General features: G+C 46.4%; 13 protein-coding genes. All 13 read right to left on the bottom strand.

The window, feature by feature from the left end; translation table 11 throughout:
- Positions 1-54: 54 nt before the first annotated feature.
- Positions 55-1113: a LacI family DNA-binding transcriptional regulator gene (locus NST47_RS09930; protein WP_341154994.1), complete on the bottom strand. Its 1059-nt coding sequence runs from the start codon at positions 1111-1113 to the stop codon at positions 55-57.
- Between the two features lie 234 nt (positions 1114-1347).
- Entirely contained in the window at positions 1348-2637 is a 1290-nt protein-coding gene (locus NST47_RS09925) for a hypothetical protein (protein ID WP_341154993.1), read from the bottom strand.
- Positions 2634-3173 (bottom strand): RNA polymerase sigma factor, encoded by a 540-nt coding sequence (locus NST47_RS09920; protein WP_341154992.1) that lies wholly within the window; start codon positions 3171-3173, stop codon positions 2634-2636. Before NST47_RS09920 ends, NST47_RS09925 begins: the two co-directional genes overlap by 4 nt.
- Positions 3174-3302: 129 nt before the next feature.
- Entirely contained in the window at positions 3303-4289 is a 987-nt protein-coding gene (locus NST47_RS09915) for a polysaccharide deacetylase family protein (protein WP_341154991.1), read from the bottom strand.
- A 214-nt stretch (positions 4290-4503) separates the two neighbouring features.
- Positions 4504-5640 carry an alginate lyase family protein gene (locus NST47_RS09910; RefSeq protein ID WP_341154990.1) on the bottom strand — a complete coding sequence of 379 codons (1137 nt, stop codon included), beginning with the start codon at positions 5638-5640 and terminating at the stop codon, positions 4504-4506.
- 64 nt (positions 5641-5704) lie between these two features.
- On the bottom strand, positions 5705-6742 hold the full coding sequence (locus tag NST47_RS09905) for a zinc-dependent alcohol dehydrogenase (RefSeq protein WP_341154989.1): 1038 nt from the start codon (positions 6740-6742) through the stop codon (positions 5705-5707).
- A gap of 163 nt (positions 6743-6905) precedes the next feature.
- Positions 6906-7769, bottom strand: a complete 864-nt coding sequence (locus NST47_RS09900; RefSeq protein WP_341154988.1) for a helix-turn-helix transcriptional regulator — start codon at positions 7767-7769, stop codon at positions 6906-6908.
- Positions 7770-7815: 46 nt separating this feature from the next.
- Positions 7816-8292, bottom strand: a complete 477-nt coding sequence (mscL, locus tag NST47_RS09895) for a large-conductance mechanosensitive channel protein MscL (protein ID WP_341159644.1) — start codon at positions 8290-8292, stop codon at positions 7816-7818.
- A gap of 223 nt (positions 8293-8515) precedes the next feature.
- Positions 8516-9169 (bottom strand): YcnI family copper-binding membrane protein, encoded by a 654-nt coding sequence (locus NST47_RS09890; protein WP_341159643.1) that lies wholly within the window; start codon positions 9167-9169, stop codon positions 8516-8518.
- Positions 9170-9251: 82 nt separating this feature from the next.
- The gene (locus NST47_RS09885) at positions 9252-9923 is read right to left on the bottom strand and encodes a response regulator transcription factor (protein ID WP_341154987.1); all 672 of its coding nucleotides are present in this window, start codon (positions 9921-9923) and stop codon (positions 9252-9254) included.
- Positions 9920-10759, bottom strand: a complete 840-nt coding sequence (locus NST47_RS09880; RefSeq protein WP_341159642.1) for a sensor histidine kinase — start codon at positions 10757-10759, stop codon at positions 9920-9922. Before NST47_RS09880 ends, NST47_RS09885 begins: the two co-directional genes overlap by 4 nt.
- 77 nt (positions 10760-10836) lie before the next feature.
- Complete coding sequence (locus tag NST47_RS09875; RefSeq protein ID WP_341154986.1) at positions 10837-12819, bottom strand: adenylate/guanylate cyclase domain-containing protein; 1983 nt, start codon at positions 12817-12819, stop codon at positions 10837-10839.
- Between the two features lie 131 nt (positions 12820-12950).
- Positions 12951-16943 (bottom strand): glycoside hydrolase family 78 protein, encoded by a 3993-nt coding sequence (locus NST47_RS09870; RefSeq protein WP_341154985.1) that lies wholly within the window; start codon positions 16941-16943, stop codon positions 12951-12953.
- Positions 16944-16984: the final 41 nt, after the last annotated feature.

The following is a 16984-nucleotide window of genomic DNA, read 5'->3' as shown; positions in this document are numbered from 1 at the left end:
TTTTGTGCTGCAAGCCAGGCTGTCGATTCTTTTTGCGCTTTCTCTAATGCGGCTTCAAGTGTCGATTTCCCAAGCAATCCTTCTTCCACTGCTAACCGGACCTGTCGTCCCGCGTACGATAAGCTTCGGCTCATATTCCACCTTCATTGGATTCAACTCTAATTTTTGTATCAATTGGTTCAACATAAAAACCGCATCTTGACCCATCTTCTCTTTCTCCGTGTGGACTGTTGTCAAGGGTGGATTGGAAAGATTGGCAAAATCAATATTGTCAGATCCGATGATAGATATGTCCTGCGGTATCGACATGCCCTTTTCGACCATTACGCGCATAGCTCCCAAAGCCAGCATATCGTTCGTAGCGAAGATTGCTGTAGGGAAACCTTGATCACTATTATGGGAACGTTCCCATATAGATAAACAGCCAGCGCAGCCATCATTAAATAAGGAGGTAGGTGAAGAATACATATGTTCCTCGTGAATTTCACAACCCAGCTCAACCAAACGTTGATAAAAACCTTCATATCTAAGATGATGACTCCTGTGCTCCTGCGGCCCGGCAATAACACCGATCTGTCTATGGCCTAATTTGTATAAATGATCTGCAGCGAGCCTTCCGCCTTTTCGATCATCATTCACGAGTTGAATCACTTGATTGTTTTCAGCGGTGCCGTTGACCATCAGATAAGGAATATCGAAGCTGTCTATGTATCCGATCATTTCCTGGCTCAGCCGGCTGACTAACACAAGTCCGTCAACTCTCTTTTCCAGCATGTAATCAGCAGAACGGAGCGACATCTCTTTATCCGTCGAGACGAATACCGAATAATTCAGGCTTTCCGCCGCTGCCAATATAGCATCGAGTATTTTACCATAAATCGGGTGCGATACAATCGGGAAATCCTTTCGATAAATAATGACGCCAATATTGTACGTTCGATGCGATACCATTGCCCTGGCCACTGCATTCGGTCGGTACTTCAATTCCTGTATGACGTTCATGACTTTCTCCCGGGTTTCGGGACTCGTATAACCTTTACCTGAAATAACACGTGAAACGGTAGATTTGGACACGTTCGCGATTTGGGCAACATCAATGATGGTATAGCTCACTCGCTCACCTCCTGATTATGTATTTGCTGTTGTGCTGATTCCATATATTTTCAAGCAATGTAAACATATCGAGGAAGCGCTTACTTCTGCTAAATTATTGTACCTTGTAATCCATCATTTAGCAACTTTTTTGTCGTAAACATGCTCCTGTGAAGTTACTGCCCTTCTACGTCTTACTGGGAAGAAGAGCAGCAAGTCACATGTGTATGATTTGTCGTTTTTAAGAGTGGAAATTCAGCTTTCTCCAAGCAGCAGCTTGCCTTTTTGCTTCCACTGTTCAATATAGGGTTCATTCACTGCCCACTGCAGCATGACGATCGACTCATCCGGCGCCAGCTTAATTTTCAACAGCGGTCTGGGAATCAAACTGCCTTCAAACGGAAATATGACAATGTTGTCGTTAGATACGACACCCACGATTTCTTTATTGGGTGAAGAGAATGCATCCTTGGCATTTGGCTGCAGCTTGCGAATTTCATCCCAGCTCAGCGGGAGCAAGTCGTAGCTAACTACGGACTGGGGAAGCTTGTACGGAAGCGCCTTCAGCTGATATCCATAACTACTATCTGCGGCCCGTTCACTATATGAAGCGATTTGCGGAGTCCATTCGCCGTTCTTGCGGGCAATCGTCCAGCTTTCTCCATTATCATCCATGGGTTCGGCAGCAGTAAGACGCGAGCCCGGGTTCTGCGGAACTTTGGTATTGAGTGATTTCAGTGAAGACTGTATCGACTCCCCATATAATCGCTTCAAGGTTATGTGCGGATCCTGCACAGGGCGTATGATGCCCGTACTATTTATTGAGGAGGAAGCTAATTCCTCCACTTCCTTAACCCAGGTATATTCATAGACAGAAGGTTTATTCTGATCCAGCTGCCGAATGGTTTGTGATAACGCTACATAACGATTACCTGCAAAATGAAGCTTCTCCGCCACTCTCAATGACTTGTTATAATAGGAGGATGGCTGCGTTAAGGGCATTGCCCCCTCGGCAGTCACGGCCTGAAGCGTCTGTGAATCTTCATTAGCGTTCAGCGGGGTGACGGATGCAATCCTCATGAAACCTGTCTTGTAGGGCATTAATATTCCATCACCTTCAGAGGCAGTCCGCAGCTCCCCATCCTCTGGCGCAAGCAGCAGCGTACGGTAAGTACTGTGAGCAGGGCTGCTCCCGGCCGCCGGATGATCCTCGCGAAGACCAATCAGAACGGCTGAACGGACTCCATGCTCAGCTTGATTCTTGTAATAGGGCTGTGCAGCTTCTGCGTCAAAGGCCGTCATCTCGTTCTTATGTACAACGATTTCATCGTGCCCGACAGACGGCACCCCATCCACTGTCAATAAAATAGAAGCAGCAATAAGCAGCGTACTCACACATCCGAACACAAGCATCGTTTTTTTTGCGTTGCTATTCTTTTGCTCCAAGCGATCCACAATACGCTTTTGCAACTTATCGGAGAACCCATTCCTGATGAGCGGTCCGTCAGCCAAGCTTTTTTTCAACTCGTCATCCATCGGATTCATGGCTCTAAAGTCTCCTTTAACTTGGATATTTTATTGCGGGCATGAAACAATCTTGACTTTACCGTGCCTTCGCTTACCCCGAGAATATGTGCCATTTCCTTCATCGAAAGCTGATGATGGGCAAACAGGAGCAGCACCTCACGGTACTTGGCAGGCAATCTGAGCACCAGCTTCCACATATCGCTGGTCGCCAGCTTGTCTATTACAATCTGTTCCGTAGAAGGCTGTTCCCCCTTTGATGGAATAAATTCCATTAAGGTCACCTTGCGATAAAAGGCAGCTCGTTTGAAATCCAATGTCATATTGCGGGTAATCGTGAGTATCCAGGTTTTCACGGATGCCTCACTGCGAAATGTATACAAATTACGATATACTTTAATAAATACTTCCTGTGTAATATCGTCTGCCTGATCCCATTGCCGGGTCATACTGAAAGCATAATTCCATACATCTTTCCCATATGCCGTCATCAGTTCTTCCAAAATCGCTTTTTTATCCGAGCTTTCGGACAAATATTTTAAGTATTCGAAATTCATTTTGGAGTCCACTACTGCCACCTCAATTATTAGACGATCTGCTCTCACCGTTCGGTTCCTAGTGAAGCATCCCGACGTCCACTCTTATTATCAGTTTACAGTTTTGTGGGCAAATGGAAAAGGATTTCTTCAACGAGTCTCGTTCAGCTGCGGCACAGTAACCATTTGGTAGCCATCCAGCTTCAATTGGGCTATCATCTCGGGAAGTGCTTCAACTGTATGATCCAGATTACCGTTTTTACCGCCAAAGCTGTGCAGTAACACGATTGCACCTGGCTTCGTATGCGACTTTACATTTTGCAAAATATCGGCTGCACTGGTCCCTGCCCAATCCCTGGGGTCGATGTTCCAGCCAACTAAGGGCCGATTGGATTGCGCGAGCAGCTTTTTCAGCTTGTCCGATACGGCACCATAGGGTGCTCTAACCATCGTCGATTGGACCCCAATAGTCTTTTCGATCAACACATCCGTATCTTTGATTTCCTGCTGAATACGCTCCAGAGAAAGCTTGGATAAATCTGCATGATCCCAGGAGTGATTGCCAATGGCATGTCCTTCCTCGTGAATCCGTTTTAAGATGTGCGGGTATTTGGCAGTTTGAATGCCAACTACAAAAAAGGTCGCTTTGACTTGATTCTCCTTCAAAATATCCAGAATACGCGGCGTATACAGCTCGTCAGGCCCATCGTCAAATGTAAGTGCTATCCGTTTGGAAGTGACAGGAACCGTTTTGGGGGCTGCTGCTGGGACAGGCTCTGGTTTGATTTCCGACTGCTGCTTTTGCTGGGTGTCAGGAAGCGGATTCTTCGATTCTGTCCGTACTGGCTGATCACTGGCAGGTAATGTCGCTTGACTAACAAGTGGTGTTGGTTGTTGAACTGTAATAACTGCCGGCTGTTCGTCAGCCGTTTTCGGTTGATCATAGGATAATGACGACTGCTGCGCTTTCAAATGAGCTTCGGGCGCCTCTTCCACCTGATTCATTTTGTTCTTCTCAGGCATGGGCAGCACACTGCCGGTTACGGTAAAATTAATAAGAGCCATACTAAACATACTGCAAACAGATATACCGACAATCCACTGCTGCTTGCGTTCCTTAAAAAGCGACACTGCCATTCGAATAAACCTTCCTTCAACCGTTCACCGGCCATAATGTGATCCCTTCATATGACGAATGAACTCGAAATAAAGTTTATATTTTCGGCTATAAATAATAAATTTGTCACAAAAAAGCGAACCCTGAGCCAAAGTGGCTGCAAGGATCGCTATTTTTACATATTTAGTGGTTACATTCAACCCATATACACACCGAGTTGCAGACACATGTTTATCATATCAACCATAACAGCGGCTGGCGAATGGCAATATTACGGCGGATCTCCATGTCGGTCGGGTCAGGATCAAAACGGTCCCACAGCTGAATATATGCGGGCTCATGAAGTGCAAGTCCAGCGAACAAGAGCGATGAGACCTTGGCTGGCCAGCCTTCGAAATGCTCGACATCCGGAGGATATGGCCATGATGCCTTGTCATTCAGATATGGATATAAGTAGGACAATCCTTTGCTGATTCCACGTCCGTCAGATAACTTAAAGGACCACAGGTTATCCTCCGGTGTCGAAAGAATATGGCACAGGGTTACGAGGTTATCCAGCACAAAAATCGCATATCCATAAGGCTTCGTTCTGGCCAATTCGCGTGGAAAGCTCCCATCTGGCGCCATCTGATCGGGAAGCAGCGATTCCTTGAAGCTTTGTCTGCAAAAGTTCAGCACTTCTTCATTGTGGGTAAACCATGCGAAAGCTGCTGCCTGTACAAACCAGCATACCGCATGATTATTATCTGCATTCATTTCCTGAATGCCGTTCTCATGTGTGGTCATCCAGTTCAAATAATCCGCGAACCATTGTTTCAAACCCTCGTAAATGGAATCCGTCATTGCAGGTGAAGCTTTCAAAGCTTCGATCGCAGGCGGAATATCGATGATATGCAAGGTATCAATAATCCCCACCCCTCGACCTGAACAAATCCCGGGAATGGCCTGTGCATACAAGAGATTAGGATTCATACGTGTAGCTTCATCGAGAAAAAATTCCTTAAGAAGTTGAACCGCCTTCACTGCATAAGCTTCGTTACCCGTCACCGCGTAGGCTGCAGCCAAATTGGCAGTATGGGTTCTCATCTGACGCAGTAACAACCGGTGCGCATCAAAATTATCCGGGTTGCTCTCTCCGTCACGTCGTATGTAAGGGAGCCCGTTCGCAGTCTCAGGGTTTGGCCACCAATAGTCGCCATTCGAATAATAATCATGAATGCTGCCCTCACTCTTCTCGGCAACAGCAGCTGTAAGATGAATCGGGTCAGCCTGTAAAGATTGATCGGCATGCCGCGTAATCCATGCAAGATCAAACAGGGAGAGTCGCTCACTCTTGGTGGCAGCCGAAGCACTTAACTTATTTATCGTCATGCTTTTGTTCACTCCTTAGTAATTAAATAAGATGAGCTAGCTCAGCATCCAGCCGACCTCTGTGTTATTGGGGTGATGTTTCACAGTCAATCATCACATGAATCGTATCACCCTTATGCTCATTGCGCAGCTTGAAAGCCTCCGCTATATTTTCCAGCTTCACGACATGCGTGATCATTTCCTCCGTATTCACCAATCCATCCAGCACTAACTGAAGGCCTCTGTCAAAATAATTTCGGTTATCGATATCCCGCTTAGGCTCCGTCGAAAGGATGTCCAGCCGCTTCTTGTGGACCTTGAAAAAGTCGACCGGCTTGTGGCACGTACCGATACAGCCATACATCACGATACGCCCGTTCTGACCTGCAGCATTAATGGCGTCCACCATCCCATCTCCCTCCAGCAGGCAAGGAATCACAACATCAAAGCCATCAGGGAAATCCTTGCCGACAATATCCATCGTATTCGTATCCGGCGAAGGAATTCGGTACGTGTGAGTCGCTCCATATTTGCGCGCCAGTGCCAGCTTTTCGTCAAACAGATCGGTTACGACCAAATTACGAGGACTGTACAAACTGATAATTTGTGTCATTACCAAGCCGCTGACTCCTTGACCGGTGATCAATACGTTTTTGTGCGGGGATATATCCCCAAGCTCTGCTGCGTGAAGGATACCTGGCAGCACTTCAATTAAAGAGCCTTCGATTAAAGGCAGCTCCTTGGGCAGCGACTTTACCGAAAATGGCGTGCAGCATACATATTCGGCAAAAGCACCCCAAATATAGCGCAGCGCTACATGGTCACCAACCTTGAGACCGATTACATTTGGGCCTACCTTATCAATTACGCCTGCAACCTCATGTCCAAGCCGAGTTGGATACGATATAAATTCAGGCTCACGGGCTCCGCGGAACACCTCCACATCGCTGCCGCAAATCCCGACCCACTTCACTTTAACCCTGACTTCTCCCTCTGCGGGCTCCGGGATCAACGCTCTCTTTAGCGTAATATTGCCAATCTCTTCTACAACAGCACACAGCTGTGTACCCTCGCCTTCATAATCGACCAGCTTCATTGGTGGAACCGTCATTTTTCTAACCATCTGTCCATTCTCCTTTTGTCTTGCAGATTCACCTCTACTTCTCTTATAAATTATAGAGCAGTCCACTCAGATCGAATATGGCAGATCCTCAGCAGTTTTATAACAATCCTCACTTTTGCACAAAAAACCTTCCGTCTTAGACGGAAGGAGCGATGATTGATGATTAGTGTTCAACTCGCCAAATATTTTCAAAATTCTGCTCCAGAACAATATCCTTACCTACCTCATTCAACAAGGACCTGCGGTATTGTGAGGGTGAAAGTCCTACGCGTTGTTTAATCATTTTACTGAAATAAGGCAGCGACCAGCCGACCCTCTCGGCGATTTCGGTTATCGGCAGCGCTGTAAATTCCAAATATTCGGTAGCTTTCTCCAAACGAATTTCCTGTAAATATTGGATCGGGGTGAGACCTGTTTTGACACTGAAAACGCGGATTAAATAATTAGGATTATAGCCAAAACGCCGGGATAGCTGTTCAAGCGTTATTTTCTCGGCAAGATTTAATCGCAAATAAGCGGCTATCGGTTCATCATCATCTATATTCGCCAGCACTGTGGAATCAAGAGGCTGCGCCGTTGCATTCCCCAATAATAGTGACACCAATGTGCTCTTAAAACCAGCTTCGATCCGCAGCGGCAGTACCGAATCCGGATATTTGAGTCGTTGCAGCGACATTTTGTACCATTGTTTGATCTCTGACAAATGAGTTCCCTGGCATAAGCAGCAGGCTTGTACACTCCTTAAGGCATCGAGTATTGCCTGGTCCAGCAGCCTGAATTTAAAGTCGAGAGTAACGGTCTCATCCGTAAATTGAAAGCTGTGCGAAACGCCCCGCCTGAACAAAAAAGCCGAACCCTCCTTGATCACGCTGCTTTCAGCACCAGTTTGGACAACTCCCGCTCCCGAAAGTACAATAAACAACTGTTCATAATCCGCATGCTGATGAGCATCCACCCGACTGCCCTCGGCGTAATCAATCCGTGCCGTCCACAGCAGCTGCAGCTGAGAATCTCTTAAACTAATCATTCTGCGCGTTCCTCCTATAGGAATCGAAGTTCAAAGGGGATCGCAATCAGTTGGTTAGCTCGGGTCTTCTATCGGACATAGGTACTTCCTGTTTAGCCGTACAGTACTTACAGCGAACAGCCTTTTCGGGGATTTCCGATAAGCATTCAGGGCAATCCTTAGTCTGCTTTTTCGGTGCGGGCTGATTCTCCTGCCTTTTGCGAAGACGGTTTAACTGCTTCACAGCTATAAAAATCACTGCTGCCACGATAAGAAAATCTAGCGCATTGTTGATGAAAAGTCCATAATTTAAAGTAGGCGCACTCGCTTCCTTCGCCTTGGCCAAGTTTTCATAATGAGTGCCATTCAAGCTGATAAACAAATCGCTAAAGTTTACTCTGCCTAGCAATAGTCCTATAGGCGGCATGACAATATCGTTCACAATGGAAGTGACTACCTTACCAAAAGCACCCCCAATAATGACCCCGATCGCCAGTTCAATCATATTCCCCTTTAGTGCGAATTCTTTAAATTCTTTAATAATTTTGGATGCCATTTACGTATTCCTCATTCCACGACATTTTTCTTTATCATAACTGATTTTTCGTGGAAGGTCGAGCAATCTCTGATTGAGACCACCCTACAGAGAAACTCAGGATGTATATGACCACAGCCCCATAAACAATAAACTCCCAAACTACTTATTCAGTGGTTTGGGAGTTTATTTACATATAATGGTTAATTATTCGCTTTTTATTTGGAAGTAATTAAGCTTTTCTTTTCGATACGGCAAGAATCAATGCGACAAGTCCAAGCACCAGTGCTGCGATGGATACATACAGCGGTGCTTGTGAAGCACCCACAGCCGGGCTTGCAGCAGCCGGAGCCGCTGTGCTATTCGCTTCTGGAGCTGCCGTCGTATTCCCATGACTATCTGCAGCCGCTCCGGACGGCTTGGCACTAACCTTGGTGATCGAAGCCGGTTTGTCAGCACCTTCAGCACCTATCCATTCAACAACGGTACCGTTTTTGTAGGTTTGATAGGCTTTCCATACGATTTGGGTGGCATTGTCGGCTACCTTACCCTGCATATAAAACTCACTGAATTCCGTAGGAGACAATCCATCTCCTGTTGCCGTCCAGGTTACGCCTGTAATTTTACCGGATGCATCCTTGGCCAAATCATACTTCCAGCCAGGCTTTGGCTCAAATCGAGAGATCGACACCGCATCTACTGCAAATCTGACTTCAATCTTGGTGGTTGGCGATTCTTTATCCTCGGAAGGCACTCGCACGGCAAACTTTTCGTAACTGCCCTGTACGGCAGTAGGTGGTTGTACGGTTACATGAGCGCTCGCAACCCCGCCTCCCAGCATTGAGATCAACAGTCCGGTTAATAGCATGACATTCCATTTTTTCATCATTCGTATCGTCCCCTCAGGCATCATTTGTCTTAGTATCAATGTAATCTATCTAAGATATCCTGGGTATGACTCAACTGGGCTATTTGTTATCATTATTTTGGCTAAACTGTGTCAGTCCGTGCCTGATCGCATAAGCCGTTAGCTGTACCCGGTTGTCCAGCTCCAGCTTGGCCAATATATTTTTGATATGATTTTTGACTGTATTTTCAGTGATGATGAGCTGTTCGGCGATTTGCTTATTGCTCTGCCCGCTTGATACGCAGGACAAGATCTCTACTTCCCGAGGTGAAAGGCCGCTTGGCTTAGCCAAGGATTCCGCCTGTCTGGAGGAGGAACGAAACAATTGAAATAACCGATCCGCCATCCCGCGTGAAATTTCACTATTGTCATCCAACAGCCCCTTCAAATAAACCATCCATTCATCCGGGTCCATATTTTTTAATAGATAGCCCTGTGCACCATTCTGGATCGCCGTGAATAGATCTGCTACATCATCGGAAACGGACAGCATCACAATTCGCGTATGCGGATACAGCTGTTTGATTTTACGGGTTGCTTCCAAACCGCTCATTACGGGCATTCGAATATCCATCAGAACAAGGTCAGGCTGATGCTTACTGCACATTTCAATGGCTTGTTCACCATCCAGCGCCTCAGCTACAATCTCAAAACCAGCCTCCTGCTCCAACAGCAAACGAATCGCTTTACGCGCCAACGGATGATCGTCAGCAATCAATACACGATAGTTCATTCAGCTTTACCCCCACGTCTTCGAGGTCCGGTGACACACAGCTCCGTTCCTCCCTGCTCCAACTTCCTTACGCTCAATTCCGCGTTCAACTCTCCCGCGTGCTTACGCATAAGGCTAATTCCATAACGATTCTGTTCCTGCTGCAGATTGTCCGTATCGTCGTAATTTTGACTGATTCCGATCCCATTGTCACGAATCTCCAGCTTCCAGCCTTGCTCGCGGCCCGTCATTCGCAAATCGATCACCACATGATCAGCCTGTGAATGCTTGCGAATATTCGTAAACGCTTCGCGAATGATCGCAAACAGCTGCACTTCCGCGGATGGGGGCACACTTTGCTCCTGTATATCGACAAGCTGCTCCACGGGGATACCACTCAGCGCACTCCATTCTTCAAGCCACGTACTCAAACGCTGAATGAAGGTGGCCCCCTCCTCTGGTGTCGTACGAAGATTGTAAATAGCCTGACGCAAATGCTGATCGATTTCCGTGACAGCCGATCGTGCCTCCTGAACATTGCCTTGTTTCAGCTGTACGTTCAGAAAAAACAATATTTGCGCAATATTGTCATGCAGTTCTTCCGCAAGCCGTTCACGCTCCTCATAAACAGCCCGCCGCGATTGCTCGGCAGCCAAACGCTCATTGGTGCGGTCAATACGGTGAAACATCCACGTGGCGAATAGATAGGATAGCAGCAGCGTCAGGAACGTAATATATAGGTTGCCCGCTTCCATCGATAATTCGGACAATAAAAAATCATGACGAATATATTCAAAGCTGCCGATAATTAGCGGTGGCACCATAATCGCCAATAGCTTTAGCTTGCCAAAGGACATCACATTCAACTCACTTTTTTAGCTTTTATCTCCATATAAGGTATTACGTATGTAGGCTACATTTTCAACGTAAGCCTCTAGACCTCCAACGCTTTTGCCTTAATTTGCACACGCGTGAGCTGGATGACTTCATCGATCCCTTTCAATTTTTGCTCGAACTGCTCCATTTGAACCTGATAAGAGGATAGTAACGCTTGTACACCTGGTCGTTCCGAGCATTCCTTGCTGATGACGACGTCTCGCCCTACGCTCAGGCCTTGAGTTCTTGCTGCCAAATTGACCGTCCGACCAAAATAATCAAGCAGCTGGTTGGAGTTCACGACGATTGCCGGGCCTTGATATAAGCCCATCTTGATGATAATCGGTGTTTCCGAAGGGTGCTTCCTGTTAAATTCGTCCACATGTGTCTGAACATCGAGTGCCGTCTTGACGGCATTCTCCGGATACTCGAACACAGCCATCACTGCATCACCAATCGTTTTTACGAGCGTACCCTTGTTTTCATTAACCCAGCTTATCAGAAAATCAAAATGATCTCTAACCTGTCCATAAGCATGCGCATCCCCGACCTGCTCGTAAAATGCTGTTGAGCCCAGCAGGTCGCTGAACAGGATCGTTACGTTTTCAATCCCGACCTGCTGACCAGGAGCCAAAACCTCTGATGAAAACATACTGCGAAATTCGTGCATGGTCGTCACCTTGGATGCCGTTACTGTAGTGTCCTCCCAATCAGCCTTTTCCAACGCAACGATCACATTTTCACTGCTGCGATTTACAAGCTTTATTGGAGTACCTGGTAGCGGCTGCTCTAAGGTCGAAATCGCCCAACCATGTTCGTCATACTGAAGCTCTATCTGCAGCGGCGATTGAGCAGGTCCATCATCAGTACGAGCAGCAGCCGCTCGACGGCTAGCCAGATTGGTTGTATGCTCCCTCCAACTTTCATGAGACTCCGTATAGGCAATGTTGGTCTGCTTCCCTTGTGATCGCACTTGTTGACGAACCATCGAGACCATTTGATTCGAGCGTAATACCCGCAGTCTTAACAGCTCAGGTACCTCAGGAAAGGCGAACACGGCGTCCTCACCAGCAGCTATTTCCAGTTGTACATGAATATGAGGCGTAATCGACGGACCGCCAACGCAAAATATTTGTTTATACGCACGACGCAGGTTAGGATGTACGGAAAAGCACAGCTCCACATATTTGTCAAAATTAACCTCATAATTAATTCCACAAAAATCGCAATGATATTGAGGCTTGATTCCTGACATCGTTTCTGCACCAGCTTTGGATACTCGGCAATTCGGACAGATCAGGTGCCAGCTTAGATTGGTAATGCCGAGCTTCGTCGCATAAAGAAACATGCGCAGCAGCGCTTCCCGCTCCATACCCCAGCTCTTCGCCAGCTCGAAGGGACGCATATCTATTACCTGATCGTCTCCGCTAAGCAGCAGATGCTCCCGAAGGCGCTCATTCATAACGAAATCCCCTGATACCTTCTGAAGCTCAGTGAGCAGACGGTCAAGCTCTTCCGTATTTACCTTATAGCCTGCAGCTTGCTGGGGCAGCAAATGGTCCTTTTCGTGCTCCTTTAACTGCAAGTAGCTTTGTAAATATTTTAATGTTTTGCGCATCGAGCTGACTCCTACAATCGGTATAGCTGCAAGTCCAAGCACATTCGCAGGTATAAATTCAGCAAACAGCTTAACCTTGGTAGCCCTCGAGCCATCAGGCAGCACAGTATCCGCATCCTCCAGCTCAATACCACCCCAAAACCGCTTCAGCGGCCCGCCGCGATATTCGCGGACTACATCGTAACGAACATGTTTCACCCATTGAAAGGGGTGCTCCTTCCAGCGCATGGGGACAACCCCTGCTACCTTGGCAGACAACTCCTGAAAAAAATCGGTATTGTGAAAATGAAAAGAGGTAGAACGAATCGGAAAGAGTCCAATGACCCGATTTAAATGTTCTGTGTTGCTCAGCAGCTCCCACACTTTGTCTCGTGATAAAGCATATTCTTGTTCGTATACGTGTCTTTGGGCAGGCAGTGGCATCTTGTTTCCCTCCGTCAATCGCGCTCTTTCCATTATACACCATACACCTGTCTGGAACTAAGCTTCATCATTTCAATTTCATACGGTACAACGCAACAAAATGAACTTCCGACTACAATAACTTTTAGGGTCTATTCTTTCCTCACACTGCTGGTGAATTCCGTCCATGGATTGCTCACCCTAATTGTACGAGCTGCTGTTTCCACATGTCCATTCGACCAAACCGCCCTGAATTGAAATATATATTCCTGATCAGGCAAGCTTTCAAAATCACTCCGATATATTTGTGCTGTCCAATCGGTTAAATTAGTAGATGTCAGCACGCTTTGCAATTCTGTATAGGTCATAGACGCATGAACCTGCGATGCTTTTTCATTCGTCTTGGCTTCCAGCACAAAAGCCTCTCCTGACCAAAACACCTCCACCGGCCGAGGACGTTCATCCTCTCCAGATTTCAACCGGTTATAGGCTTTGCGGTTCAGCTCCCACTGCGCGGTATGACGAACAAATCCTTCCACGGTCAAATCGCCAACCTGCACAATTTTGGTCACTGTATCGGAAGCGCCATAAGGGTCTGTTGCTGTCAGCGTCACCACATAATCGCCAGGATGATTATCCGTAACAACGGCTGGAATCAATGCATTCGTTGTGACTTGGATGGAATGGTAATCTGGTCCCGCGATCTGCCATTGAAAAGTGAGCGGGTCCCCATCAGGATCGGTCGATTGGTTAATCAGTGTAACGGTATCCCCTTCAAAAGCTGGCTTGGGTGTCCAATCGAAATCTGCATGTGGCGGCCGATTGATCATGAACCATGTTTGCGGCGACCAATTCGATTCAGCTCCATATTGATCCCAAATTTTCACGCGCACTCTCATCTTCTGTCCGGTTGGCAGATCAACGGGAACCGTCATTCTCCCGGTTGTAGAGGTCGTATTCTGCCATGTTTTCCCTGAATCGTAAATCATCACATCATTGGCCTCATTGGTAATCTGGATCTCATACCAATACAGCACGTACCCGATATCTGGATCGGTTTGATACCACGTTAGCTCGGGCCGCAGCGTATTTATGATGTTTGGAGCAGCTTGCGTTCCATAGGGAAAGGTCATATAGGCAGATGGTGGGCTGTTCGTTGACATCCAGCCAATATTGCTCCAATCCGACCAATCTTCTCCATCATTGATTTGTACTTGTACCCAATATTTTTGACCCATCGAGAGTTCGGTTTCCATTGTCCATGCCCAGCTTGTTAAAGGCGTGCTCATGTCACGATTCTTGACGCATTCTACCGGATTGTTCGATACATCGTATACACATAAATTGAATGTAGAAAATATCGTGTTCGGATCAATATCGGCCTGATTCCAAGTCAAGGTAGGCTGCAGCGAAACGTGTGAAGGCTCCGCATAAGATCCGTTCGGGAATGTTAGGTATACCGTCGGTGGATGATTTGGCGCTACTGGCTGGTCGATATCGATGGTTTGAACGTACCAGTCTGACCATGCTTTATTCTCGTCTTGTACGGCCATAGCAACGGTATATTCCCCACTCTCTAAAGGTTTGACAAGCTTACTGTCCTTTTTCACACCCGAAGGGGTGATATAATAAAACTTCTTGGCATAAATGCCGTTGTTGGCTGCAAAGGGTGCCTGACAATTGCCGTGTGCGTAGCAGCGATCCGGATCAAAGCTCAGGTCCGTCCAGCCTACCGTTCCATCAGGATTGATATAGAGGGTAAATGGCCCTTCCGGTATTCGATGGACAATTAAATTCTGCTCGTAATCCTCCGAATACTTGCGGTACGAATCAAAAGCGGCATTGTCGGGCCTTGGATTATCCGGTACCCGGTATTTGAGTTTATATAAACCAACCTTATCGAACTGTGGAACGGGATTGGTGACGGTTTGACCGTGCATCGAAGATAAGCCATAATCCGCATCATAAGGTGCCCAGGTGTACGGCAGGAATCGATTAGGATCTACGTGGTCAATGTACCACTGTGTTCCGGGTGCGAACATCACATCCCTTTCCGGATCATCATAAGTGGTTTCATAGATAATGGGCGTGTTGACGATCGCAGCCCCCGGTGTATCGTAGCTCAGATCCGAATCTGACCACATATAACTAATGCCTTTAAATTCGGTATTGTCGGCTGTTGAGTAGGGACCGAGCGTACCGGATGTAAACGTGTTATCTACCGCATCGATGATGAGTCCATTTTTTTCATAGACCTTGATATTTGTGCCGGTTATTTTAATTTTGAAAGCTACCTGCTGTTCATTCGTCAGGTAATGACTCGCGGGTGGGGAAATTAAGGTTTTCCTGCCGTTTACGATACGGATTAACTGTACAGTGTCTTTATATACTTCGACGCGATACATATTTTGGTGATTTTGAATTCGGAATCCCAAACCCGCATGATAATCGGGACCGTCCAGCTTGGCAAATTTCATCGTCCATGAAATCGTACCATTGATCACCTGTTGAGATGAAGGATTGAACAGTTGGCCGAATGTAATAGGTTCGTTGCTGTATGGAGATTGTCCTGTGCTTGGCTTGTAGCCGTAGGATATCGAATATGTGACTCCAGCTTTAGTCGTGGAACCTCCAATATACCTTGTGCTGCTAGTAGGCAGTTGATTGCTTCGTGGCTGTGGATTAATTTCAACTCCAGAAAGAAGGTCAATTGTCTTGCTAGTAATCTGGTTTGTTCCATAGCCATTCCTATAGGTTGTATAGTCTTTGTAACCATCAGAGGTACTTGTGCCTTCCGACCATTCGAAGAAATCTGCAGGCTTGGTTGTCGTTACCGCACTTGTACTCAGATTTTCGTAGTAGTAATTACATCCAGCAGGTGTCTCATATTCAGAATCATATGGCCAACAATAGGATAAACCGATATATTTTTGATCAGCTGACACTCCACCACTGATAAATCCATTGATTTTATCATGAGCTACAATTTGTTTAACAATAGAAGGAAATCCAGTTTCAGCATCCCATCTAATTAAGTGGGGTTTATTGTTAATACTGCTTAAAGTATAATAGTTGCCTTTCGGATCTCCAGCAGGTGCCCAATACCCGATATCCTCGTCATCAAAACTTCGCTTAGCCCCACTGTACGTTCCTAAGATAGCATCCAAGCCGTCAGGTAGATACGCGATATAGCCATTCTGTGACAAGTTAGCTGGAATTGATCTGGGCTCAGCAGGAATATTGTCAAATGATTCCGTCTTATAAGGAACCGCCATATTGTCAGGCTTAAACGATTTTATTTTCCTGGTAGTAAGATTAATTTCCTTAAAATCTGAATTAAACCGCATACGGGCATAGCGACCAAGCTCATCCCCATTACTAAATGTGCCTCGTGCGCCCGTATAAGTTGGTCTACCTGCATTGATTTCTATCACAAAACTTCCAGATGCCGATGCCGATGTTTTCAATGCAAGCAGATCATCAATACGGTACCTCCACCAATATTCATTATATAGATACCTATCCCCAGCTACATTTCTCGGTGCAACTGTAGTTCGGAACATAATTTCTCCTAAATCTTTGCGCACATACATCGATGGAGCGCTACCATTAACTGCATAGGGGCTAAGTGATATTGGATCGTGCGTATCAGATAGAAGATAATGCACACCATAATTTGTATCTGCAGATGTCGCGCTACTTACATATTCTCCTTGACCCAAATAATAGTATGGCATGGCCCCACCGTACGGTAATTTAATCTCCTTTGGATCAAGATCCATATTTTCGGCTCCTATAGGCAAAGAGAATTTACTATGCACTCCATTGCCCATCCTAGCACTTATTAATCGACCATCAGCAGATGCAAACCATCCATTGTTGATCCAGGATTTATCTAAGCTGGTGTTCATCCAGCTCATAAATTCAGACGCTGGGAAAGGTGTTACATTGATAGGCATAGGCTCTGCGGCAATGCCTGTAGCTGTAAAGGTGGCTTCCGGATTATCATTGTCCACCTCTACTGGGAAATTCTTTGTTACACTATCTCCAATCGCCTCAATAGGTAATGAACCTATAAAAATTGAGAAGAACACAAGAACGATCATGATGCTGTTGATCCATTTGTTTGTGCGTATCCAAGTCAATAATGCCCCTCCTATCCATGCTGAATAGGTGGGCTAATGCT

The sequence above is a fragment of the Paenibacillus sp. FSL H8-0034 genome (assembly GCF_038000305.1).
Classification (GTDB): Bacteria; Bacillota; Bacilli; order Paenibacillales; family NBRC-103111; genus Paenibacillus_S.
This window is presented reverse-complemented; position numbering and strand designations above follow the sequence as displayed.